The organism is Blautia coccoides (genome assembly GCF_034355335.1).
In the GTDB taxonomy this organism is placed as follows: Bacteria; Bacillota; Clostridia; order Lachnospirales; family Lachnospiraceae; genus Blautia; species Blautia producta.
In genome coordinates, this window is the sequence record NZ_CP136422.1 from 5,280,085 (window position 1) to 5,304,866 (window position 24,782).

Consider the following 24,782-nt stretch of genomic DNA (forward strand, 5'->3'; position numbering starts at 1 on the left):
GACTGGATGGAACAGGTCTCTCCTCTTATGGATGCTTTTTTTTCATCTGAATTTATACAGGACTATCTCATCATTCTCTCTGTTGGCAGCTACAATATATTCGGCATTTCCTTTGCTGTATTTATATATATTTGCCGCCCCGCCTCCACTGTCCAATATCTGACTGGTGTAGGTACCTGTTTCAGGACAGAATGAAAATGCTATGAGGCTGCGATCACCCTTTCTATGTCCTATCACTACTGCCGGTCTGCCGCACAGTTCCCCTCCGAATATAGCATGTGAAAACTCTGCTGGTTTCCCGTAGGCATATACTTTTTGAAAAACATCATTATATTTTTTATAGATATTGATCGTATCACCGTGAAACGGGGAGATTACGGCCAGCTCCTCTACACCGTCTCCATCCAGATCGATCAAAACACCATCGCTGCAGGGTTCATCCAGTATTTTCTGTATTTCCCATTTACCACTGCTGTTGGAAGGGGGGATAAAACGGAATACCCCATCCTGAGCAGAGATGACCGCTGTTTCTTTGTCCTCTTCCGGAATATGGTAATAACCATGGTTTTTTGTAAGTTCGCTACATATAACTTCAAAATGGAGTTGATTTTCCCCGCTGAAAGCTGTCAGGTCATCCGGCAGAACTGCAGCATACACTTTCCCCGGTGAAGACCAGTCATCCTTATACCTGTGATCGGATTTCAAGGTACATGCAATAAGATAATGGACCCCATTTCTCTCCAAAATATCAAATCTATGTACAAATGGCATTTTAACCACTGTATTAACTGCCCATCTGCCCTTTGCCTTTGGTGTTACACAGACAATCTCTGCATCCTTTGAATCATTGGGAGAATAAAACCTATGGGTCGCTAAAAACTGCCCGTCACTTCCTGGTACCTGAACCATACTCATGGTCCCGCCCGGTTCTGTCCACACAACATCTTCCTGATTTCCCTCCGTATCAAACAGAAGACAGGAACTTTTTTTCTCTGCTGCCACTAAAATATGCTTTTTATCATAGTAATATAACGGAGCAACAGCATAGCACTTCTCCAGATGTCCAATCACTTTTTTCTCTACCTTCATGTCATACAGCCTCCTGTTTTACACCTCTCTGTTTATCAAGAATATCTGACATCATTTGTCTCGCCCTAAGGAGATTCGCCTCCCAGTTTTGATTTCCGGTATACCAGAACTCTGTCACAAATTTCCTTATCCCCAACTCCCAGCCCGTCTCTATTGCTGTCTGAAAGTCTACGTGCCCCTTTCCAAACTCCACCTCTCTGAAAACGCCGGGTTTCGTTTCCTTTAAGTGCATGGCAACCAAATGCCCTTTCCCATAACACAGATCCTGCCTAACCGCCTCTTTTTTTCCGCTGACAGCATTGGTAATATTCCCAATATCAGGATACACTTCTAAATAAGCAGAAGAAACTGCCAACACATATTCCATAGCCTTCTGCACTGTATTCATAAATTCCGTCTCCATGGTTTCAAAACCGATTATGATACCTGCCTCTGCTGCCATCTCTGCTGCTTTCTTTAAATTCCTGATAAAATTATTCCTGGAAATTTCATCAGAATCTTCATAATAGACATCATAGCCAGCAAGCTGAATAATACGAATACCAAGATCATCTGCAAGTCGAATCGCCTTTTCCATGATTTCCATGCTTTTTTGCTGCATTTTTATGTCATGGCTGCCCAGAGGATATTTTCTGTGTCCGCTCAGGCACATGGTTCTTATGGGAATTCCCACAATGCGCATAAGATTTAACATTTCCATTCTCTCTGCCTGGCTCATATCCAGACGCGAGAGTCTTTCCTCTGTCTCATCAATACTGATCTCGACAAAATCGAACCCGGCTTTTTTGGCTGCTTCCAGCTTTTCCTTCCAACTCAAATACTCCGGCATTGCCTTCTCATATAATCCCAAAGTGTAATCTTTCCCCATAGAAAATCCCCCGCTTTCCTTCTACAGACAAGAGCGGAAAGGAATGTTCTGCGGATGTTCAAAGCAGTCTTCAAATCCCCTCCTGTGGTGATATGCCAGTTTATCTTTGTCCGTGGGATATACATATTTTCCTCCTACTTCCCAGAAAAACGGATGGAACTGATAATCTAACCTCTCTTTTTTCATCTGATAGAGAACACGTATTTCATTGATATCAGCCATAAAATTACTCCACACATCGTAATGAATTGGAATCACTACCTTGCATCTGAGAGCCTCCGCCATTCTGAGAATGTCGCAGGAGGTCATTTTATCCGCTATACCTACAGGATTTTCTCCATAGGATCCGAACGCCACATCTATGTCATAGTCCTTTCCATGTTTCGCAAAATAGATGGAATAGTGCGAATCTCCACTGTGATAAATATTGCCGCCCGGCGTTTTTATCAGATAATTTACTGCTTTCTCATCCATATCAACAGGGCAGATACCCGTCAGTTCCTCCCTGTCAGAGCCGGCAGAATCTGTAGTGACAAGACATGTCCTGTCAAAGGAATCCAGGCAGACAATCTCTAAATCTTTTATTTTTATGGTATCTCCCGGTTTTACCTGTATGCATCTTTCTCTTGGAACACCCCACTTTACCCATGTCTCCACAGACTTCTTTGGTCCGATAAATGGAATTGGTATCTCTTTTCCATTCTCTTCTGTTGTGGTCATATGGCTTTGGAGTACATGGGCTGCAAATTCAGCACTCATATGATCCTGATGATAATGTGTGGCTAAGACCGCATCCACATGTTTTACCCCAAAGGGATCTAATACAAACGGAACTGCCCTTAAATTTGGCTGCATATTCCTGGCACCACTCATATTTGCCATCTGATGCCCCTCTTTCATTTTTCCATTCCCATGTGTTCTCTTTCCATTTCCACACCACAGATCAATGGTAATATTACAGTTTTCTGGTGTTTTTACCCAAATCCCCGTGCAGCCAAGCCACCACATTGCAACCGTCCCGGGTGCTGCCTGTTCCTGTTCTATTTCCTCATTCAGCCAGGTCCCCCACTCGGGAAAAGTATCCATAATCCATTTTTCTCTTGTCATCTCTGTCACTTTACTCATTTCAATACATCTCCTTACCTAATTATTCTGATATTTTATGAATCAATGTTTAACAAATTATATGATTCATTTTACGTTCTTTTTCAGGTGACAGATAAACACTTGTATATTCGCACATTTGTGCCTTTTTAAATCTGTATGCAAATACTCAGATTTCTACAGGAATACAGAATTATCATGGGACGCAAAAAGATCTTATATCACAAATAAAAAAAGAGCAGAACAGACAATGCACCGCACTATCTATTCTGCCCTTTCCATATTATCCAAATCTCGATCAAGTTCATCTACATCTCAAACAAATATCCCATCAGCTCGTGGCCCTTTTCCACCAGCTTCCCGCTCTTTCCTGCCTCTTCCTCATTGTACTTCCAGTCATGAGCTTCTTTTTTCCTGCTGTCATACAAAAGATAAGGGACCGGGTTCGCTGTATGTGTCTTCACACAGATGGGCGTGGGGTGATCCGGAAGGACCAGCATCCTGTAATCCTGGCCGGAAGCGTCCAGCGCCTCCTTTACCGGGCCAATGACCCTGGCGTCCAGGTATTCGATGGCTTTTATCTTCTTCTCCACACTGCCCTGGTGCCCCATCTCATCCGGAGCCTCCACATGGATATAGGCAAAGTCATATCCCTCTTTCAGCAGTGCGTCCACGGCTGCCTGGGCTTTTCCCTCATAGTTGGTATGCAGGCCTCCGTTTGCGCCCTCTACGGTTATGTTGTACATATCCGTACCCACAGCGATTCCTTTTAACAGGTCTACCGCAGATATCATGGCGCCTTTTTTGTGGTATTTTTCCTCAAAGGAAGACAGGGCTGGTTTTGTGCCGGCGCCCCAGAACCACAGGCTGTTTGCCGGATTCAGGCCCTTTTTCTTTCTCTCCTCATTCAGAGGATGATGGACCAGGATCTCATAACTCTTTTTCTGCATGTCCAGGAGAAGCTGTTCCTTTGGCAGGTAGTCTTTAATGCCTTTTCCACGGATGTCATGAGGCGGTGTCAAAGGCACCACATCACCTTTTGCCCAGATCAGGCAGTGGCGGTAGCTGGTCCCAACATAGAACTGGAACATTTCATTCTGTAGTTCTTTTTTTACCGCTTCCAGTAATACCGCAGCGTCTTCTGTACTGATCTCATCGGAGCTGTGGTCTAAAATCCTTTTATCCTCATAGCGCGCTTCTTCCTCGGAAAGCGTGACAATGTTGGCGCGGATGGCAACATCCCCGTCCTTCATGTCCACACCGATATTCAGTGCTTCCAGGGGAGAACGTCCTGAATAGTATACTTTCGGGTCGTAGCCGAGAACCGACAGGTTGGCCGTATCGCTTCCGGGATTCATCCCTTCAGGCACCGTCTTCACCATACCGATCTCAGATACTGCTGCCAATCGGTCCATGGCCGGAGTATGGGCATAAGCCAGAGGCGTCCTGCCGCTCAGTTCTTCCAACGGCTCATCAGCCATACCGTCGCCTAATATCAAAACGTATTTCATCTTTACACCTCTATGCACGAATGCGGATCCTTGAGATAATGTCAGGAAGTCCGGCAGCCTTTTCTTCAAATTCCGCCTCACTCATAGGAGCTGTGACAAAACCGAATTCGCCTGCAACGTCAGGCACACCTACTGTCTTTACCTGTCCGAAAACTTCTTCCACACTGCCGATATCCCCTGTCATGCTGCCCTTGATGCGCACAAAGAAGGGATGCTCCACATCCTTGATATCCATCAGTTCCAGGCGTTTGCTGCTCCAGCTCATCATGATATTTCTGTGCAGATGCTTTGCACAGTCAACCACATCGCCTACCACCGCGCTTGCAGTGGGAAGCTTGCCGGCGCCGCTGCCGTAAAACATAGCGTCGCCCAGCACATTGCCGTGTATAAAGATGGCGTTGAAGACACCGTTCACACTGTAGAGCGGGCTGTCCTGGCCTACCAGCACCGGGCTTACCATGGCATAGAATCTGCCGTCTTCCCTCTTGCTGGTTGCCAGCAGTTTGATACTCATGCCCAGTCCTTTGGCGTATTTTACATCCTCTACGGTGATCTTTGTAATACCTTCTGTATAGATGTCCTCGTAATCCACATGGCATCCAAATGCTAGAGAGGAGAGAATGGCAATCTTCCTGCAGGCATCATAGCCTTCCACATCCGCTTCCGGATTGCGCTCCGCATACCCCTTCTCCTGCGCCTCTTTCAGCACGTCCTCAAAATCCGCATTCTCCTCTGCCATTTTGGTGAGGATATAGTTGGTTGTTCCATTTAAAATACCGGAAATCTCGTCTATCTCGTCCGCTGTCAGAGAAGAGTTCAGAGGACGGATAATGGGAATCCCGCCGCCGCAGCTGGCCTCAAATAAATAGTTGATGTCCTTTTCTCTGGCAATCTCCAAAAGCTCCAGTCCGTGTCTTGCCACCAGCTCCTTGTTGGAGGTGCAGACACATTTGCCTGCTTCCAGCGCACGCTTTGTAAAGGTATAAGCAGGCTCCACGCCTCCCATAACCTCAACGATGATCTGTACTTCCGGATCATTGATAATGGTCTCATAATCATGCACGAGAACATTTTCTACCGGATCTCCCGGGAATTCTCTTAAGTCCAACACATATTTGATGTTGATCTCCTCGCCGGCTTTTTTGTTGATGCTCTCATGATTGGTGTTGATAACTTCCACAACGCCTGAACCTACGGTTCCGTATCCTAAAACTGCTATCTGTATCATGCTTCTACTCCCTGCCTAAGATTTTCAGATAATGAACGCCCTCGATGTGCTCGATCTCGTCCACCATAGCCTCCGCGTCCCCCTGTGTGGGCAGGATTTCCACGCTGATAGTCAGACTGGCGATCCCGTTGATGGGGATACTCTGGTGTACGGTCAGAATGTTGCCGTGATACTGGGCAATGGTCCGAAGGACCGCAGAGAGCAGCCCCGGTTCGTCATCCATCTGAAGTATAAATGTAATGTTCTGTCCTTTGGTTTTCTCTTTAAAAGGAAAGATATCATCCTTATATTTATAAAAGGAACTTCTGCTGATACCCACAGCTTCCACTGCTTCCTGTACCGTAACAGACCTCTTGGATTCCAGTAGTTTCTTAGCTTCCACTACTTTCAAGAGGACTTCCGGCACTGCTTTTTCTGTTACTACAAAATACCTTTTATTGTCCGACATGTCCTTCCCCTTTGTTTGTTCTTGAAATACATTTGTATGTCTCCAAAAGATATTAGCACATTTAGGCAATTTTATCAACTGTTTTTCTTATTTCCCAAAGCAATCCACTTCAAATAAGCATTGATAAAACTATCAATGGCACCATTCATGACCGCATCCACATTGCCGGACTCCTCGTTTGTACGATGGTCTTTTACCATGGTATACGGCTGCATGACATATGAACGGATCTGACTTCCCCAGCCGATATCCGTCAGTTCTCCCTGGATGCCTGAGAGCTTCTGTTCCTGCTCCTGCTGTTTCAGAAGATACAGTTTGGCTTTCAGCATCTGCATGGCTTTATCTTTATTCTGGAACTGTGACCGCTCATTCTGACACTGTACCACGATCCCTGTGGGAAGGTGGGTGATTCGTATGGCGGAAGATGTTTTATTGATATGCTGTCCGCCCGCGCCGCTGGAACGGTAGGTGTCTATTCTCAGATCATCATCCTTGATCTCAACGTCCACATCCTCCTCGATATCCGGCATAACATCGCAGGACACAAAGGATGTCTGCCTCTTTCCCGCTGCGTTGAAAGGGGAAATGCGTACAAGACGGTGGACACCTTTTTCGGACTTCAGATATCCATAGGCATTCTCACCGTTGACCTGGAAGGTTACAGACTTGATACCCGCCTCATCCCCGTCCAGATAATCCAGTACCTCTGTGCTGAAACCATGGCGGTCAGCCCATTTCATATACATACGGTACAGCATACTTGCCCAGTCGCAGGACTCGGTTCCGCCGGCCCCTGCATGGAGGGTGACAATGGCATTGTCCTTGTCATACTCCCCTGACAAAAGGGTTTTGACACGAATATTTTCAAAATCTGTGATAAACTCGTCCAGCATTTCCTGGATATCCGGGATGACGGAGGCATCATTCTCCTCGTATCCCATCTCGATCATCAGCTCGATCTCTTCCTTCTGGTTCTGGAGCTTATTGTAGATCTCTATATCTTCTTTGAGGGTGCTCAGCTCCTTCATCATTTTCTGGGACCGCTCCGGGTTATCCCAGAAATCCGGCGCCTCCATTTCCCTCTCTAATTCTTCAACCCGCTTTTCCTTATTAGCCAGGTTAAAGTGAATCCCTCACTTCCACTAATGGTCCTGTGTAGTTGTTCAAAGTATATTTGAACTGGTCTAATTCTACCATTTAGCTTCACCTCTTTCTGTGAATATTTTTTTTATTTTTATTCTTCGTCGATCTCCACAGTCACCATGTAAATGGATACCTGCTGTTCGACCTTGCGCACAGTGCCTGCAAGCTTTGTGAGCGGCCGTTTCAGATTGCTGGACATGGCTATGGCGTCCTTGATGGTATAATAATACATCATACCTGACATGGTGCTGGCCCTGTCTTCTTTCAGCTCTACGCGGTCGCCGGGTTTTACCAGACCCTCGCGCTCCATGGTGAAATCCACCATCTGTCCCATTTTCTCACCTTCCTGCTCACATAAAGTGTGTTTTTCACACACCCGGGTGCTGACATATGCCGGGGCCGTTGCAGCCCGGAGGATCTCCGGATGTAACAGCCCCGTATCTTACTGTGATCTTTTACAGTGCTGCTTAAACCGGCTTTCTGCCGCAGCACTGTTTGTATTTCTTACCGCTTCCGCAGGGGCAGGGATCATTGGGATATACCTTTTTCTCTGCTCTCTGCACCGGTTTCTTAGGACCTGATTCATCCTTGTTGGTGCCTGTCACCTGTGCCACCTGTTCTCTCTCCACCTTCTGCTCGATCCTTACGTGGTACAGCAGACGCAGAGTCGTCTCCTGGATAGCGGAGATCATGGTGTCAAACATTTCATATGCCTGCATCTTGTATTCCACCTTGGGATCACGCTGGCCGTATGCCTGTAGGCCGATACCCTGACGGAGCTGGTCCATATCGTCGATGTGGTCCATCCATTTCTGGTCGATCACTTTCAGAAGGATCACGCGCTCCAGTTCGCGAAGCTGCTCCGGTTCCGGGAACTCCGCCTCTTTTTCCTCATAGAGCTTGACTGCCTCTTCCTTGAGGTTCTGTTTTAACTGGTTCTTCTTCAGACCTTTTACTTTTTCTTTTGTGATTGGTCCCAGCGGAATCGTAGGCAGAAGAACGCTGTCCAGCTCTCCCAGATCCCATTCTTCTGAATCCAGATCATCGGAGATGCACATGTCAACTGCGTGCTCTACGGTATCAGTGATCATCTTGTAGATGGATTCCCGCATGTTTTCCCCATCCAGAACACGGCGTCTCTCTTTGTAGATGATCTCACGCTGCTCGTTGTTTACCTGGTCATATTCCAGCAGGTTTTTACGGATTCCGTAGTTATTGCCCTCGATCTTCTTCTGGGCTTTCTCAATAGCACTGGAAAGCATTTTGTGCTCGATCTGTTCATTTTCCGCAACGCCTAAGGATTTGAACACACTCATCAGCTTCTCGGAACCGAACAGACGCATCAGATCATCTTCCAGGGAAATGTAGAAGCGGGATTCACCCGGGTCTCCCTGACGTCCGGAACGGCCTCGCAACTGGTTGTCAATTCGCCTTGACTCATGGCGTTCGGTACCGATGATCTTCAGGCCGCCTGCCTGTCTGGACACATCGTCCAGCTTAATATCAGTACCACGGCCTGCCATATTGGTGGCAATGGTAACAGTTCCGGCTTCACCGGCATGAGCTACGATCTCAGCCTCCATCTCATGGAACTTGGCGTTCAATACCTGGTGCTGGATGCCTTCGCGTTTCAGCATGCGACTTAAAAGCTCGGAGGTCTCAATGGTGATAGTACCAACAAGCACCGGCTGCTTCTTTGCATGTGCTTCCTTGATGGCCTCCACAACTGCATTGAATTTTTCTTTCTTTGTCATATAAACAGCATCGTCGCTGTCAATACGCGCCACCGGTTTGTTGGTGGGAATCTCGATAACGTCCATGCCGTAAATGTCACGGAACTCTTTCTCCTCCGTGAGCGCAGTACCTGTCATACCTGACTTTTTATTGTATTTATTAAAGAAGTTCTGGAAAGTGATAGTTGCCAGTGTCTTGCTCTCTCTTCTCACCTTCACATGCTCTTTTGCCTCGATCGCCTGATGAAGACCATCTGAGTAACGGCGTCCCGGCATGATACGTCCTGTGAACTCATCCACGATCAGGACTTCGTCGTCTTTGACCACATAATCCTGGTCACGGAACATGAGGTTGTGGGCGCGCAGCGCAAGTATGATATTATGCTGGATCTCCAGATTCTCCGGATCTGCCAGGTTTTCAATGCTGAAGAATTTCTCTACTTTATGGACACCCTGCTCAGTCAGGTTGACAATCTTGTCCTTCTCATTGACAATGAAATCTCCGGTCTCGATGATCTCCTCACCCATGATGGCTGTCATCTTTGTCATTTCCCCGCTGGCTTCACCGCGCTCCAACTGTTTTGCCAGTATATCGCAGACTTCGTAGAGACGGGTAGACTTTCCGCTCTGTCCGGAAATAATAAGAGGTGTTCTTGCCTCATCGACCAGCACAGAGTCCACCTCATCGATGATGGCATAGTGCAGGTCTCTCTGTACAAGCTGCTCTTTGTAGATGACCATGTTGTCACGCAGATAGTCAAATCCCAGCTCGTTGTTGGTCACATAAGTGATATCACACGCATACTGCGCGCGTCTCTCGTCGTTTTTCATGGAGTTCAGGACCACACCAACCGTCAGTCCCAGGAACTCATGCACCTTGCCCATCCACTCCGCGTCACGGTGTGCCAGGTAATCGTTGACAGTTACAATGTGTACGCCTTCACCTTCCAGGGCATTTAAATATGCGGGAAGTGTGGAGACAAGGGTTTTACCTTCACCGGTCTTCATCTCGGCAATACGTCCCTGATGAAGAATAATACCACCGATGAGCTGCACTCTGTAGTGCTCCATATTCAGCACTCGCTTGGCAGCTTCCCTCACCGTAGCAAATGCTTCCGGCAGCAGGTCATCCAGTGTCTCTCCCTCTTCCAGACGTTTTTTATATTCTCTGGTCTTACCGCGCAGCTCGTCGTCACTTAACGCCTGCATGGTGGGGCGCAGAGCTTCGATTTTGTCCACAGTGGCAGTGATACGTTTTAATTCCCTCTCACTGTGGGTTCCAAACATTTTTTGAACTAAACTCATGTTTTATGCTCCTAATTTTCCAATTTTCAGACTGCAGCAGGACTTCCCCAAAATAGGAAACCCTATTTTCGTGGATATTATTCCACATTACTTTACATTGTAACACTTTCTTTCTTTGAAAACAACATAAAAAAAGAGTCCCTCAGCGGGGCAGATCCGTCCCCTGACCCGGATGCTTTTCTCTCAGCACCGCTGTTATCCGCTCCTCCAGATAGATCAAACTGCCATTATCTATCAGATAATGGAATGGTATGACTTTCCCGCCTTTCGCAATGTACTGTTCCAGCAGTCCGTCTGTGACCCGCTGCTCCAGCAGTATGGAGTCAGGATTAATGACAATGGCATCGTATTGTCCCAGCAGCATACTGTCTGCTTCCACGGATAATGTATTCTCAAAGTGTGTGCTGACAGATTTCAGTTTTGGCAGAAAATACGCAAGCTGGTCTGTGATGATCTGTGCGAACTTATTGGTTCTGCAGAAAATCCCCACTGACGCTGAAGGGTCCAGTCTGGAAATATTCACAATAGTATCTCTGCTTGGCGCCACAGCCACCTTTACCAGAATATTTTTCTTTTCCCCTATATGCTCTGCAACCTGTTCATAATGTGTTGTTGTGGTCAGTATCAAATCATAACTGGACAGCAGGGCCTGAGGATTGTCGTCCAGCAGAATCGTTTCCACCAAAAAGGCGGAGATACTGATATCCGGTATATAGAGAAGCTGTTTTTTAAAAATTTCCAGTGATTCAGCGTTGCAGTCGATAACTGCCACACGCAGGCCTCCATTCTCGCCCTCTCTCTTCGCTATGCTTATGTTCATCAGGTTCAGTATTTCCGGAACAGAAAAATTCCAGTCCTCCAGTGTGTCAAGAAGACTGTCCAGTAACTCAATGGCAGCCATGCGCTTCTCATTCCCTGTCATGATCGCACTATTATGTATATATGAGCCGCTGCCCTGTATCACTTCGATGACCCCATTGTCAGCAAGTTCTTTATATGCCTTTTTTACCGTTCCTCTGGAGATTCCCAGGCGTTCAGCCAATTCCCTTTCTGTGGGCAGCTTGTCCTCAGGATTTAGCCTGCCCTGCTTAATATCCTCCAGAATTTCATCCACTAATTGTTTATAGATTGGCTTGTTTTCATCTTTGTTGATCATCTATATTCTCCTTGATTACCATACATCTTTTATTTCCCATACACAGATGTTTCTTAGATATTATACCAATAATATACCATGATAAGCAACAGCGCATTCCTTTTTAACTGTTATATAGCACTTTTATACAATTTGCAAACCTTAATATTGGTATATATTTTAAAAATAAATGATTGCCATTTCTCCTTATTGGTATTATTATTTTAGTATACCAATTTGCAAATGGTACACTATAGAGTCATTCAATAAAAAGACTAACTATTAAAGAAAGTCAATAAATAGTTTCAAAAACAGAGATGTTTTGAGTATAGTGGCGATGACTTATTCATCGCAATCAGTACCTTGAAAATTGCATGACAAATAGAGCATCGAGTATGATGCTCTGACAAGAAGATATGATGTTGGAAGAATTAGATTGCTTTTTGGTATTGCTGTCCAGTGCGTTCGAGATGATAAATTAGCCGAACTAGTTTCTTGGTCGCGTGAGACATTGCAACATAGTAATGCTTGCCTTCAGCTCGTTTCTTGGCAAGATAAGCCTTGTAGGTTGGATCCCATAGACAAACATATGCGGTTGCATTAAACAGAGCATATCTAAGGTATCTAGAACCACGTTTTTCCATTCTGGCATAACAGTTATCTAACTGGCCGGATTGATAGGTAGAAGGCGACATTCCTGCATAAGCAAGGATCTTATCTGGAGAGTCGAATTGGCTAAAGTCACCTATTTCAGCAATAATCATGGCACCCATTCGATAGCTGATTCCAGGAATGCTAAGGATTGGAGAATTGATTTCATCCATGATGACTTTAATCTCGTTTTCAATCTCTTCGATTTCAGAATCTAGCTCTCTAATGAGCTTAATGGTGTGCTTTAATTCAAGCGATTTAGCTGGCATATTTGAACCGATAGAGGTTCTTGCAGCCTCTCTAAAAGCGATAGAGGTTTCTTTTGTGTAGTGGCCTTTAGATGCGGTTTCAAGAAGATTTGAAAGTCTTGTGAGATGTGCATTAGCTACCTGTTTTGCACCAGGAAATTCGTAGAGTAACTCATAAACAGAATTCTGATGAAGTGTTGGAACAAGCTTTTCTAACTCAGGGAAAAGGATACATACAAGACGGGATATAGATGTTTTAAGCTTCGCGCGTTCTTTAACTTTATCAAAACGATAGCGAGTAAGTGACTTAAGCTCTTCGTTGTGATACGATGTGTCTGAGTAGGACTTTAAGTTCACGTCAGACATTAGCATAGAAGCAATTGTATGGGCATCAACTTTATCCGTTTTCGTCTGTCTAAGGCTTAGACTTTTTCTGTACAGATTAGTATGTAACGGGTTGATAACAAAGGTGGCCAGACCTTTATCAAGCAGATATCCGAGAAGATTGTAACTATAGTGTCCAGTGGCTTCTAGGCCTACTTTTACTTTAGAAGCATCTTCCATAACGGATTCTATTTTCTGATAAAGCTCGTCGAACCCATCGAGATTGTTTTTGATGGTAAAAGCCTTGAAAAGGACTTCGCCATCAGAGTTTGTGATAAAGCAATCATGCTTATCTTTTGCGACATCAATTCCTACGTAAATCATATAGGACCTCCTGATATAAAGTATTGATACTGTCTTAAGATCCACAGGGCTCCTTGCAATCGTAACCTACTTCTTGATAAACCGTCATGCGGTAACTAACTGATTAACAAATAAACAAAGAGACTGTGGTTGGAGCCTTTTTTAAACCATCAAGTGGTAGGAGGTGATAACCAATCCACAGTATCTTAAAATAGCATAGTCAAACCTGTAGAAAAGGTAAAGAAAGACTATGACTTTATATAATAGTAGGAGGAATCAATAATTATGTGGTATGGAGGAGACTATAATCCGGAACAATGGGGGCCTGAGACAATAGATGAGGATATCCGTTACATGAAAGAAATGCATGTCAACTGCGCAACCGTAGGTGTCTTTGCATGGCCAAAGCTGGAACCGGAAGACGGGGTATTTGACTTTGAATGGATGGATCAGATTCTTGACAGATTATACAAAGAACATATTGATGTCATACTCGCAACCCCTACAACAGCAATGCCTTACTGGCTGGAACAAAAATATCCTGATATTATGCATGTGGATATTGAAGGCCGCAGAGTACAGGGCGGCTCCCGGGAAAAAATATGTCCGAACAGCAGTGTATACAGAAAATATTCCGCCAGGATTGCCGGTGAATTGGCAAAACGTTACGGGCATCATCCTGCGGTAAAGCTCTGGCACATTAATAATGAGTACCATTTTTACTGCTACTGCCCTGCCTGCGCAGAGGAGTTCCGTAACTGGCTTAAAAGAAAGTATATAGACATCCATGCCGTGAACACTGCGTGGAACACCGCCTTCTGGGGACATACATATACAAGCTTCACACAGATACTTCCCCCCAGCTATCTTACAGATATTAAGAAGAATCAGCTTGCCGGGCGCGATGTAGCCTGTTTCCAGGGCCAGTATATTGATTATATGCGTTTTATGAGCAGCAGTGTCCGTACCTGTATTGAAAATGAAAAAAAGGAGATTCAGAAGTATTCCGCGCTTCCTGTCACCAATAATTTTTCTGATCTGGTAAAGACTTATGATTATTGGGAGGTATCAAAAGCAGTTGATGTGATTTCCTGGGACAATTATCCCACAATCCATACCCCTATGTATAAACCTGCATTTATCCATGACCTGATGCGCTCCATGAAATCACAGCCATTCTATATGATGGAGCAGAACCCTGGGAATATCTCCTGGGAAGATTACGGTCCCGTCAAGCGTCCGGGCGAAGTTGCTGATATCTGCTGGCAAAGCACCGCCCACGGCGCTGACAGCAACCTATTTTTCCAGTGGCGGCAGTCCAGAGGCGGAGTGGAAAAATTCCATGGTGCCATGGTTCCCCACAGCGGCAGGCTGGACACCAGAATGGGTGCCGAACTGATTCGCCTCGGAGAGCAGTTTGAACATTTAGGGGAAACTGTAGAGGGCGCCATGCCAGATGCCAGGGCCGCCATTCTCTTTGACTGGGAAAACTGGTGGGCCATTGAGGGATCTGCCATCCACAACTGCCACTTAAAATATTACGACCAGGTGCTGAAATACTACCGTGCTTTCTACGAAATGGGTATATCCGTTGATATTGTCTGTGAATCCACCTGTATGGATAAGAAATATGACCTCATTGCAGCCCCATGCTTTTATATGTGTTCCCCTGAGTTTTCTGAAAAAGTAAAAGACTACGTAAGCGCAGGCGGTACATTCATCACCACTTTTCTGAGCGGTATCACAGACAGAACAGATAATGTAATACTGGGCGGCTATCCCGGTGCTTTCCGTGATGTACTGGGTCTCTGGGTTGAGGAGATAGACGGCATGTATCCCGATATGAAAAACAGTATCGTTTTGAATGATGGTTCCCAATATGAATGCGGGGAAATCTGTGACCTCATCCGTCTGGAATCGGCAAAGGCAATCGGGGTCTACGGAAAGGATTTTTATCGTGATACCCCCTGTATGACGGTCAATGCTTATGGAGACGGGCACGCCTATTATATAGGCACAAGCCCGGAGCACGGATGTATCAGAAAACTGCTGTCAGACATCTGCCGCAGTCTTAGCATACCAACATACGACCTGCCTGAGAATGTTGAGGCAGCATTCCGTATCAAAGACGGAAAAAAATTCACCTTCCTCATGAATCATAACAATGAAACCGTACATGTAAATCTGGATACCCCTTATCATGACATCATCAGCGGACACAGAATATCCGGATTAGTTCCCATGTCTCCCCGCCAGTGTATGATCCTGGAGGAGCCTGCAAAGGCGGACTAATGGTTGATCAGCACTACAGCCAACACGAAACGTTTATATTTCTTGTAAAAAAGGAGGTTTTACATTGAAAAGAAAAATAATTACAGTCCTGCTCACCTGTCTTATGGTTTTTTCGGCATCAGCCTGCGGTGAAAAGGCGGACACGTCATCCGGCTCTGAAAACGACACACCGAAAAGCAGCGCTTCAGATTCTGAAGACAACACACTAACAGTCTGGACATGGGACCCAAACTTTAACATTTACGCGATCAATAAAGCGGCTGAACTCTACGCAGCAGACGGCCATGAGGATTTCCATGTAAAAGTCACTGAGATTGAATCTCAGGATATCGAGACAAAGCTTACCACTATCGCCAATGCGGGAGAACTGGATGCTTTGCCGGATATTTTTCTGATACAGGATGCCTCTTTTCAGAAATTCGCGCAGAATTATCCTGATATTTTTACTGATCTGACAGACTCCGGCATTGATTTTTCCCAGTTTTCCGCGGCTAAAACTTCATACTCTGTGGTAAACAATAAAAATATGGGGATTCCCTTTGACAGCGGTACCGCAGTAAACTGCATACGCACTGACTATCTGGAACAGGCCGGTTTCACAGTGGAAGACTTTACAGATATCACATGGTCTGACTATATGGAAAAAGCAAAAATAGTAAAAGAGAAAACAGGACAGCCGATGCTTACAGCCAAATCTGCAACCCCTGATATCATTATGATGATGCTGCAGTCCTGTGGCGCCTCGCTTTTCCAGGAAGACGGAAGCCCCAATTTAGATCAGAATGATGTACTCAAAGAATGTATGTCCATCTATATACAGATGGTCAGAGACAACACCCTGGAAGAAATGCCAGGATGGGATCAGTATATTGCCTCTATCAATAACGGTACCGTGGCAGGCGCCATGAACGGATGCTGGATCATCGCATCCGTTGAAGCCAAAGAAGACCAGGCAGGGAAATGGGCAGTCACCAATCTCCCACGCCTTGACAGCATTCCTAATGCCACAAATTATTCCAGTAATGGCGGTTCCACATGGGCTATTACCTCCCAGTGCAAAAACCAAAAACTGGCTCAGGATTTTTTCAAATCCACATTTGCAGGAAGCCAGGCACTTTACGATGATATTCTGTCCAAAGGCGCCCTGTCCACATGGCTGCCTGCCGGAGATTCCCCTCTCTATGAAGAACCGGTAGATTTCTTCGGCAAGGATGCAGTCTACAAAAAGATCGTTGAATATTCCTCTGAGATTCCATCCAGTGTAACCAGTCCTTACTATTATGACGCCAGAGATGCCATGTGTACTGCTCTGTCCAATGTGATACAACAGAATGCCTCTCTGGATGAGGAATTAAAAACCGCCCAGGAAACGGCTGAATTTAATATCTCCAAATAAATCACCTGCACCTTTTATAAAAAGCCGTCGGATATTTTCATATATCTGGCGGCTTATCAGTCACTGCTCTTGTCATTTTGTTATAAAACAAGCAAAATCATACCTTCTCAACAGGTATCCAGATTTCATTATAATCATCCTCCGGGTTTTCGCATAGTGGTGTATACATCTCAATATTGTAATTGCCTGCCAGCTTATATGTCTTACAGGATGGCATCCATTCGCTCCATATTTTTGTATTCACATTCTGCAGTGCCTCCGGCAGCGCACCACGGCAGGGAAATACAGCCCATGTACCTGCGGGGATCACTCTGGTTTCATAACCGTCCGGAATTTCATTCCATGGAATATAATTATCGGCGATCAAATAATCAAAGTTTTTTCCGTCACTGTCCATACAGATTCCATACATCCCGCACACAACTTTGTCCTCATCACTTTTCATATGCTCCTTCCAGAATTTAGGAATTTCACCATAGGCAGTTTCTGTCTGAAACCTGCGCAGCCTTCCCATTACTGTAAACTGTGATTTTTCAACAATTTTGTACTCTAACATAGTACCACCCTCCAATGTGAGTTTGATTTTCAGCGGCGCAAAGAAATTCAGGTTACTGCCTTGTTCTCTTGCTGCGGAAGGATTTACCCCATGAAACTTTGTGAATGCCCTGGAAAAGCTGTCAGGTGAATCATACCCGTACTTCATGGCAGCATCGATCACTTTTATATCAGAAGAACAAAGTTCCTGTGCAGCAAGGGTCAAACGGCGGTTTCTTATATATTCACCAACTGTAAACCCGCATAGTACATTGAATATTTTTTGAAAGTAAAAGCTTGACACATAGGCTTTGCCGGCTATTTCATTTATATCAATATCAGCAGTCAGATTATCTTCTATATATGCGATCGCATTGGTGATACCCTCATTCCAACCGTTCATAAAGTACCTTCCTTCCCTGTCTCACTGTAATCGTATTATACGATCATGTATGTGCACTTTCCCGACTTTCCCTGTCCTTCTGTGTCGGGGCTAAGAGTCTGTTTAAAAATTGCTTTCGGCAGGCTGTGTATCACACTTTAAAAGAATAAATTTTCAAACACGCTCAAATTTATTAGAATAAAAAATGAAGCACAGTATATTTTTTATTCTAATATACAAGTGCCTCATAGTATAAATGACTTTGTCTGCTGTCCTTGGTGTGTCTAAACATCCTGTGACACACATCCTATTGAACACATTTTTTAACATACTCTAAGGCTGCGGATCTCTCCGCAGCCTGTAAGTTTATCGATCATTCAGTAAAATCCGGCTCGATCAGCCCGTAAGTATTACCCTTTCTCTTATAAACAACATTCACTTCTTCTGTCTCAGCATTCAGGAATACGAAAAAGTTGTGTCCCAGAAGTTCCATCTGTACACATGCGTCTTCCGGATACATGGGTTTGAATCCAAATTTCTTGGTACGGATAATCTTGATCTCATTGGTATTCTCATCCTCAAAGTCCTTTTCCATAAATGCCTGCTGGAAGGTTCCTGCGTTTTGTTTTTTATCAATGATTTTTTTCCTATATTTTCGTAACTGTCTTTCGATGATTTCTTCTACCAGGTCGATGGAGACATACATATCGTTGCTCACCTGTTCAGAGCGGATGATATTACCTTTCACCGGAATAGTCACCTCAATTTTCTGACGTTCTTTTTCTACGCTCAGTGTTACATGTATCTCGGTGTCATCTGTGAAGAATTTTTCCAGCTTTCCAAGCTTGTCCTCTACTGCATTTCTTAATCCGTCTGTAATATCGATGTTTCTTCCGCTTATAATAAACTTCATGATGTCCAACCCCTTTAACGTGTATTTTACAGGACCTTTACTCCTGTAATGTATTCTTATTATATCAATATTCCTGCGTTTGTTCAACAGTTTTTAGAAAATTTTAACCATTATAAGTTTTTTGTAGTTACTGTTCGCAGATATTATCCCGCGAGGTGTTTTGCGCAGCAAAATCCCGAGTTAGCCAATTATCCCGCGGGGCACTTTGTGTGCATCGCGGAATATGTAGCGGCAGATACCCGGTTTCCTGGTGTATCTGCCCCATACAAAGATTACGGAGTGTTTGTGGTAGTATTGTTGTTGTTATTTCTGGCATTGTTGTCTGTAGCATTGTCAGCATTATTTTCCACTGCGTCTCCTACATCCTCTGCTCCGTTTCTTACATCATCGCCCAGGTCTTCCACACCGTCTTTGATGTCTTCACCCAGATCGCCTACCATGCCGTCGCCTGTGCCGGCCTCTCCGCTTCCTGTGCCTGTGTCATTGGCTGCACCGTTATCTGTGGCGGAATTACCATTATTCTTGTCAGTAGCACTGCCGTCCTTTGTTCCGTTCTTGTTGTCTGCCTTGTCGTCTCCGGCTTTGTTGTCACCGGCATTGTTGTCCTCTGTGGCAGCTTTGTTGTCACCATTATCTGTGGCACCGCATCCGGCTGTCACGCACAGTACACCGGCCAGAAGGACACTTAATAAAAGTTTCTTCACCTTACGCATGGTTATTTCTCCTTTTCCTCTTTGTACTTAACGATAAAAGGCACTTCGCACCTTTTACTGTCACGATTAATATGTGCGTTTCCGTAAGAATTTATGTATGCTCACATATGTCGGAGAAAATGGAAAAACCGCCGTAAAACAACACTGCGTCTGCACAGTCTTACGGCGGTTCAAAATTTAATTTTTTAAAATTTATTTATGACAGAAGACATTCCCCAGCGGGCACTTCGCCTACTGCTATAAACTATCCGTTGATCACATTGCTCATGTTGTACATGCCCGGGCCTTTTCCCTTCAGGAATTTGGCCGCCTCCACAGCTCCTTTGCCAAATACGGCTTTTGAGTAGGCTGTGTGCTTGAATTCGATCACCTCATCAGGACCCGCGAAAATCACCTCGTGCTCTCCCACGATGCTTCCTCCGCGGACAGCAGACAGACCGATTTCTTTTGCGTCACGCTTCTCACGTGTCTGACTCCTGTCATAGACATAGTGATACTGGTTGTCCATAGCCTCATTCAGGCTGTCTGCCAATGCCAGTGCCGTGCCGCTTGGCGCGTCTACCTTCTGGTTGTGGTGCTTCTCCACGATTTCCATGTCAAAACCGGCGCCGGCCAGGACCTTAGCAGCCTCCTGTACCAGCTTCAGAAGTGTATTGATACCCAGGGACATATTGGCAGAACGGAGCACTGCTGTGCTCTCGGAAGCCTTAGCCACCTGCGCAAGCTGTTCCTCGCTAAGCCCTGTGGTACACAGGACCAGGGGAAGCTTCTTAGCCGTACAGTAGGCCAATACACCTTCCGTAGCTTTCGCGGATGAAAAATCGATCATGGCATCCGCCTGCACATCACAATCATTTATATTCGTGAACACCGGATATCCGTTGTCACGGTTATCTACAAGATCAATACCTGCTGCGATCTCAGCCTCCGGGTCATCCTTCACAAGTCCGGATATGACCTGACCCATATGGCCGTTGCAGCCGCTCATAATTATTCTGATCATCTTTTGTTCCTCTTTCTGCAGCTATCCATTAAATCTGCGGGGCAATGGTTTTCGTTATGCCAGTTTCAGACCGAATTTCACCATTTCCTCTTTCAGCTTTTCTTTGTTGGCCTCCTCCATCTCTGTCAGCGGTGAGCGGAGCGGACCTACCTCCATGCCCATCAGGTTCATAGCAGCCTTAACAGGGATGGGGTTGACTTCTGAGAACAGGGCGTTGATCAAAGGCATGGCATCCAACTGCATGTCACAGCTTTCCTTTACGTCACCATTCAAATATTTTTCTACCATATCATGTGTGAATCTCGGTGCAACATTGGAGAGCACAGAGATAACACCCTTTCCGCCCAGGGAAAGAAGCGGTACGATCTGGTTGTCATTTCCGGAGTAGATATCAAGTTTTCCTTTTGTCAGAGCTGCCATCTCAGCAACCTGCGCAATATCCCCGGAAGCTTCCTTGATACCAACAATGTTGTCCACATGTTCCACTAAATATGCAACCGTCTTAGGCTGGATATTGATGCCGGTACGGCTTGGCACATTGTAGAGGATCACCGGAATCTTGATAGAATTCGCGATCTTAGTGTAATGCTCGATCAGGCCCTTCTGAGTAGCTTTATTATAGTAAGGAGTCACAAGAAGAACTCCGTCTGCGCCATATTTCTCTGCCTCTGTGGATAAGTAAATTGCGGTCTCTGTACAGTTGGAACCAGTTCCGGCAATTACCGGAATTCTCTTATTCACTTTATCAATTGTGTACTTAATGGTCTCCAGATGTTCTTCATGAGTGAGTGTGGAAGATTCTCCTGTGGTTCCGCAGATCACTATAGAATCTGTTCCCTCTTTGATCTGCTCCTCCAGGATTTCTCCCAGTTTTTCAAAATTTACATCACCATTTTCTTTCATCGGTGTGACAATAGCAACACCTGCACCTGTAAAAATAGCCATTTTTCTCCTCCTTATGTCTGCAATACTGCTTTTTCTTCCTGTGTAACTGCCAGTATCTCTACCACTGCGGCAAAAAACAATGCTGAATAGTTACCATCCTGTGTCATCTCAACTTTTTGGGCTGCCCGAACAGCCTTTATTTTATAACCTCCAGGGAAACAACCCTGTCAGCTGCCTCCTTCAGACGTTCGGGAACTACATTTCCGGTCAGGATCAGTTCTGTCTCTTCATCCTTGGTCCGGATCAGTTCCTCTACCTCTTCCTCGGTTATAATACCGAATTCCACAGCTCCCAGAATTTCGTCCAGGATCAGCATGTCGCATTCCTGCGTGACCAATACCTTTCTGGCATAGTTGAGGCCGTTCCTGATATTGCAGTTTTCTTCCTGCTTCTCTTCGTCGGACAGGTCTTCATAATACTTATCCTTCTTCTCAAACCGGAACAGTCTCACGTTCGGCTCCAGAACAGACAGATAATCCAGTTCAGAAGTTGCTCTTCCTTTCAGGCACTGGATGACAATGGCCGTCTTCCCGTGGCCCACAGCACGTATCGCCTGCCCGATGGCCACACTGGTTTTGCCCTTGCCGGGTCCGCAGTATATCTGCACTAATCCTTCATTTTCCATACATTACACCTCTTGCGGATTCTATAACGCTTTATTTAAGAGTTGTGTATATATTACTACACATGACCAAATAATGCAATATTGGAATCTCAGGCTTCCTTCATTAGGGATCTATGAACAGTAACGTATTTCCATCCCTTTAGCTGTAGGTCTCACCATACTCCAGCTTGCTCACTGATACTTCGTAGGCGATCCTCTTTTCTGTATCAGTCTCACTGAGCTTCTTAATATATTCCCTGCTCTGGATCCTTCCCCAGATATGCAGGCGTCCGCCTACCTCGAAGGATTTGGCGAAATTGGCGTTTCTGCCCCAGCAGATACACGGTATGTAGTCGGATTTTCCGTACGGCCTGTTGACAGCCAGAAGGATATCCGCGATTTCCCTGCCCAGCGGCGTCATGCGGTGGACCGGAGGTTTACAGATATACCCGTTGAGTTCAATGAGATTTGTCTCAATAGATTCATCTTCTTCCTCCACAAATGTAAGCTCCCGCACAAATACAGAGAGAACCAGCCGGTTTTTCTTCTCCTCATGCCTGTTGTAGGAGCGGAACTGCCCCTGCACCTGTATGTACTCGCCGATATAGCTCTGTGTCACATCCACCAGCCTCTCGGAAACCATGAGCGGTATTCTGTCCTCAGAACCGCTTAGACGCTTTACCAGCACATCTACCATGTAAAATCCTTCTCCGTATACCTCGTGACTTTTCTCGAACTCCGATGCGATGGCTCCCATGATGGATACCTGATTGTTTTCAATTATTTTATCTGCCATTGAATTATTTACCCCTTCCTCTGACTTGTATTTTGTCTATATCATATTTATTCTGGTCATACTTTTTTTAGAACAACTTTTTTTATTTTTTTTGAAAAAATATTTATTTCCGCTTTGTATTTACTCATAAGTGTGATAGAATGTGACTGGATTTAGCCGTAAAACAGCGGTTTTTCCATTAGAAAAGAGGTTATTTATGAAAACGAAAAGAGAAAACATCAGAAATGTAGCAATCATTGCCCATGTTGACCACGGCAAAACCACGCTGGTGGATCAGCTACTGAAACAGAGCGGTGTCTTCCGCGAAAACCAGGAAGTCCAGGAACGCGTCATGGACTCCAATGATATTGAACGCGAGCGCGGTATCACGATACTTTCTAAAAATACAGCTATATACTATAAGGATACAAAGATCAATATCATAGATACGCCGGGCCATGCAGATTTCGGCGGTGAAGTGGAGCGTGTCCTGAAAATGGTGGACGGCGTTATCCTTCTGGTAGATGCCTTCGAGGGCGCTATGCCCCAGACAAAGTTCGTACTGAAAAAAGCCCTGGAGCTTGACCTGCATGTTATTGTATGCATCAATAAGATCGACCGTCCTGAAGCACGTCCAGATGAGGTTATAGATGAAGTCTTAGAACTTCTCATGGATCTGGACGCCTCTGATGACCAGCTTGACTGTCCGTTCCTGTATGCCTCTGCAAAAGCAGGACACGCTGTTCTGGACCTGTCGGACTCACCGGAGAATATGGAGCCTTTATTTGAGACTATCCTCAAATATATCCCCGCTCCTACCGGAGACCCGGAGGCAGGCACACAGGTTCTCATCAGCACCATTGACTACAATGAATATGTGGGCCGTATCGGTGTCGGCAAAGTGGAGAACGGCACGATCTCAGTGAATCAGGAGGTCCTTCTTCTGAATCATCACGACCCGGATAAAAAGAAAAAAGTTAAGATCAGCAAGCTCTATGAATTTGACGGACTTGGAAAAGTTGAGGTAAAGGAAGCCGGTTACGGTTCCATCGTGGCTATATCCGGCATTGCGGATATCCATATCGGAGATACCCTCTGCTCACCAGAGAATCCTGAAGCCATTCCGTTCCAGAAAATTTCCGAGCCAACCATTTCCATGAATTTCCTGGTAAATGACAGCCCTCTGGCCGGCCAGGAAGGAAAGTTCATCACCTCCCGCCATTTAAGGGAACGTCTGATGCGCGAGCTGAACACAGACGTGAGCCTGCGTGTGGAGGATACCGACAGCACCGACTGCTTTAAGGTATCCGGACGAGGTGAGCTTCATCTCTCTGTATTGATTGAAAATATGCGCCGTGAAGGTTATGAATTCGCAGTCAGCAAAGCCGAAGTCATCTACCAGGAGGATGAGCGCGGGAAAAAGCTGGAGCCCATCGAGATCGCATATATCGATGTGCCGGAAGAATTTTCCGGAACTATCATCAATAAATTAAACGAACGTAAAGGTGAACTGCAGGGCATGAGTCCCGCAAGCGACGGAACCGTCCGCTTAGAATACCATATTCCTTCCAGAGGGCTTATCGGTTTCCGCGGTGATTTCCTCACCTCCACAAAAGGCACCGGGATCATGAACACAGCCTTCGACGGCTACGCTCCGTACAAAGGTGATATGTTCTACCGTAAGCTCGGTTCCCTGATCGCTTTTGAAGCAGGGGAAACTGTGACCTATGGACTCTTCTCCGCGCAGGACAGAGGTACGCTCTTTGTGGGCGCCGGTGAGAAGGTATACAGCGGCATGATAATCGGTGAGAGCGCAAAGCCTGAGGATATTGAACTGAATGTATGTAAGACAAAGCATCTGACCAATACGCGCTCCTCCTCCGCTGATGAAGCCCTGAAGCTGACACCGCCAAAGGTTCTCAGCCTGGAACAGGCTCTGGAATTCATTGACACAGACGAGCTGCTTGAGGTAACCCCCAAGTCACTCCGTATCCGTAAAAAGACCCTGGATTCCCGTCTTCGCAAACGCGAAGGAATCAAAAAATAATATAACTGATCTGATCCATGACAGTTAT

Annotated in this window: 21 protein-coding genes; 3 read left to right on the top strand and 18 right to left on the bottom strand. The window is 45.5% G+C overall.

Annotated features, from left to right (window positions below; genetic code table 11):
• Window positions 1–42: 42 nt before the first annotated feature.
• From BLCOC_RS23755 to BLCOC_RS23805, 11 genes are all read right to left on the bottom strand, one after another.
• Window positions 43–1,089, bottom strand: coding sequence for a hypothetical protein (locus BLCOC_RS23755; protein ID WP_115623556.1), 1,047 nt, complete (start codon window positions 1,087–1,089; stop codon window positions 43–45).
• Window position 1,090: 1 nt separating this feature from the next.
• Complete coding sequence (locus BLCOC_RS23760; RefSeq protein WP_029471206.1) at window positions 1,091–1,957, bottom strand: L-ribulose-5-phosphate 3-epimerase; 867 nt, start codon at window positions 1,955–1,957, stop codon at window positions 1,091–1,093.
• Between the two features lie 21 nt (window positions 1,958–1,978).
• A complete protein-coding gene (ulaG, locus tag BLCOC_RS23765) occupies window positions 1,979–3,082 on the bottom strand; it encodes an L-ascorbate 6-phosphate lactonase (protein WP_029471207.1) in 1,104 nt (367 codons plus the stop codon).
• A gap of 287 nt (window positions 3,083–3,369) precedes the next feature.
• Window positions 3,370–4,572, bottom strand: a complete 1,203-nt coding sequence (locus tag BLCOC_RS23770) for a cofactor-independent phosphoglycerate mutase (RefSeq protein ID WP_115623557.1) — start codon at window positions 4,570–4,572, stop codon at window positions 3,370–3,372.
• Between the two features lie 10 nt (window positions 4,573–4,582).
• Complete coding sequence (locus BLCOC_RS23775; protein WP_018593154.1) at window positions 4,583–5,800, bottom strand: homoserine dehydrogenase; 1,218 nt, start codon at window positions 5,798–5,800, stop codon at window positions 4,583–4,585.
• Between the two features lie 4 nt (window positions 5,801–5,804).
• Entirely contained in the window at window positions 5,805–6,248 is a 444-nt protein-coding gene (locus BLCOC_RS23780) for an ACT domain-containing protein (protein WP_018593155.1), read from the bottom strand.
• A gap of 74 nt (window positions 6,249–6,322) precedes the next feature.
• Window positions 6,323–7,445, bottom strand: a protein-coding gene (gene prfB / locus BLCOC_RS23785) for a peptide chain release factor 2 (protein ID WP_115623558.1) whose coding sequence is annotated in 2 segments (ribosomal slippage) — window positions 6,323–7,369 and window positions 7,371–7,445 — 1,122 coding nt in all. Because the reading frame shifts where the segments join, the coding sequence is not laid out codon by codon here.
• 37 nt (window positions 7,446–7,482) lie between these two features.
• Window positions 7,483–7,725 (bottom strand): hypothetical protein, encoded by a 243-nt coding sequence (locus BLCOC_RS23790; protein WP_018593157.1) that lies wholly within the window; start codon window positions 7,723–7,725, stop codon window positions 7,483–7,485.
• A gap of 133 nt (window positions 7,726–7,858) precedes the next feature.
• Entirely contained in the window at window positions 7,859–10,429 is a 2,571-nt protein-coding gene (gene secA / locus BLCOC_RS23795) for a preprotein translocase subunit SecA (protein ID WP_029471209.1), read from the bottom strand.
• 142 nt (window positions 10,430–10,571) lie between these two features.
• A complete protein-coding gene (locus tag BLCOC_RS23800) occupies window positions 10,572–11,585 on the bottom strand; it encodes a GntR family transcriptional regulator (protein ID WP_115623559.1) in 1,014 nt (337 codons plus the stop codon).
• A gap of 410 nt (window positions 11,586–11,995) precedes the next feature.
• Window positions 11,996–13,171: an IS110 family RNA-guided transposase gene (locus BLCOC_RS23805; RefSeq protein WP_115622538.1), complete on the bottom strand. Its 1,176-nt coding sequence runs from the start codon at window positions 13,169–13,171 to the stop codon at window positions 11,996–11,998.
• 264 nt (window positions 13,172–13,435) lie between these two features.
• Here BLCOC_RS23805 and BLCOC_RS23810 point away from each other — a divergent pair, with 264 nt between their 5' ends.
• Together BLCOC_RS23810 and BLCOC_RS23815 are read left to right on the top strand one after the other, a co-directional pair.
• Window positions 13,436–15,442 (top strand): beta-galactosidase, encoded by a 2,007-nt coding sequence (locus tag BLCOC_RS23810; RefSeq protein WP_115623560.1) that lies wholly within the window; start codon window positions 13,436–13,438, stop codon window positions 15,440–15,442.
• A gap of 64 nt (window positions 15,443–15,506) precedes the next feature.
• Entirely contained in the window at window positions 15,507–16,838 is a 1,332-nt protein-coding gene (locus tag BLCOC_RS23815) for an ABC transporter substrate-binding protein (RefSeq protein WP_115623561.1), read from the top strand.
• Window positions 16,839–16,935: 97 nt separating this feature from the next.
• Here the strand turns inward: BLCOC_RS23815 and BLCOC_RS23820 are convergent, their stop codons facing one another.
• The 7 genes from BLCOC_RS23820 to BLCOC_RS23850 form a co-directional block, all read right to left on the bottom strand.
• Window positions 16,936–17,775, bottom strand: a complete 840-nt coding sequence (locus BLCOC_RS23820; protein WP_115623562.1) for an AraC family transcriptional regulator — start codon at window positions 17,773–17,775, stop codon at window positions 16,936–16,938.
• A 352-nt stretch (window positions 17,776–18,127) separates the two neighbouring features.
• Complete coding sequence (gene hpf, locus BLCOC_RS23825) at window positions 18,128–18,667, bottom strand: ribosome hibernation-promoting factor, HPF/YfiA family (protein ID WP_029471213.1); 540 nt, start codon at window positions 18,665–18,667, stop codon at window positions 18,128–18,130.
• 272 nt (window positions 18,668–18,939) lie between these two features.
• Window positions 18,940–19,380, bottom strand: a complete 441-nt coding sequence (locus BLCOC_RS23830; protein WP_029471214.1) for a hypothetical protein — start codon at window positions 19,378–19,380, stop codon at window positions 18,940–18,942.
• A 244-nt stretch (window positions 19,381–19,624) separates the two neighbouring features.
• On the bottom strand, window positions 19,625–20,383 hold the full coding sequence (gene dapB, locus BLCOC_RS23835) for a 4-hydroxy-tetrahydrodipicolinate reductase (RefSeq protein ID WP_115623563.1): 759 nt from the start codon (window positions 20,381–20,383) through the stop codon (window positions 19,625–19,627).
• A 54-nt stretch (window positions 20,384–20,437) separates the two neighbouring features.
• Entirely contained in the window at window positions 20,438–21,328 is an 891-nt protein-coding gene (gene dapA, locus BLCOC_RS23840) for a 4-hydroxy-tetrahydrodipicolinate synthase (protein ID WP_115623564.1), read from the bottom strand.
• Between the two features lie 136 nt (window positions 21,329–21,464).
• A complete protein-coding gene (locus tag BLCOC_RS23845) occupies window positions 21,465–21,953 on the bottom strand; it encodes a cob(I)yrinic acid a,c-diamide adenosyltransferase (protein ID WP_018593168.1) in 489 nt (162 codons plus the stop codon).
• Between the two features lie 139 nt (window positions 21,954–22,092).
• Window positions 22,093–22,728 (bottom strand): single-stranded DNA-binding protein, encoded by a 636-nt coding sequence (locus tag BLCOC_RS23850; protein WP_018593169.1) that lies wholly within the window; start codon window positions 22,726–22,728, stop codon window positions 22,093–22,095.
• 196 nt (window positions 22,729–22,924) lie between these two features.
• Here BLCOC_RS23850 and typA point away from each other — a divergent pair, with 196 nt between their 5' ends.
• Window positions 22,925–24,754, top strand: coding sequence for a translational GTPase TypA (gene typA / locus BLCOC_RS23855; RefSeq protein ID WP_018593170.1), 1,830 nt, complete (start codon window positions 22,925–22,927; stop codon window positions 24,752–24,754).
• Window positions 24,755–24,782: the final 28 nt, after the last annotated feature.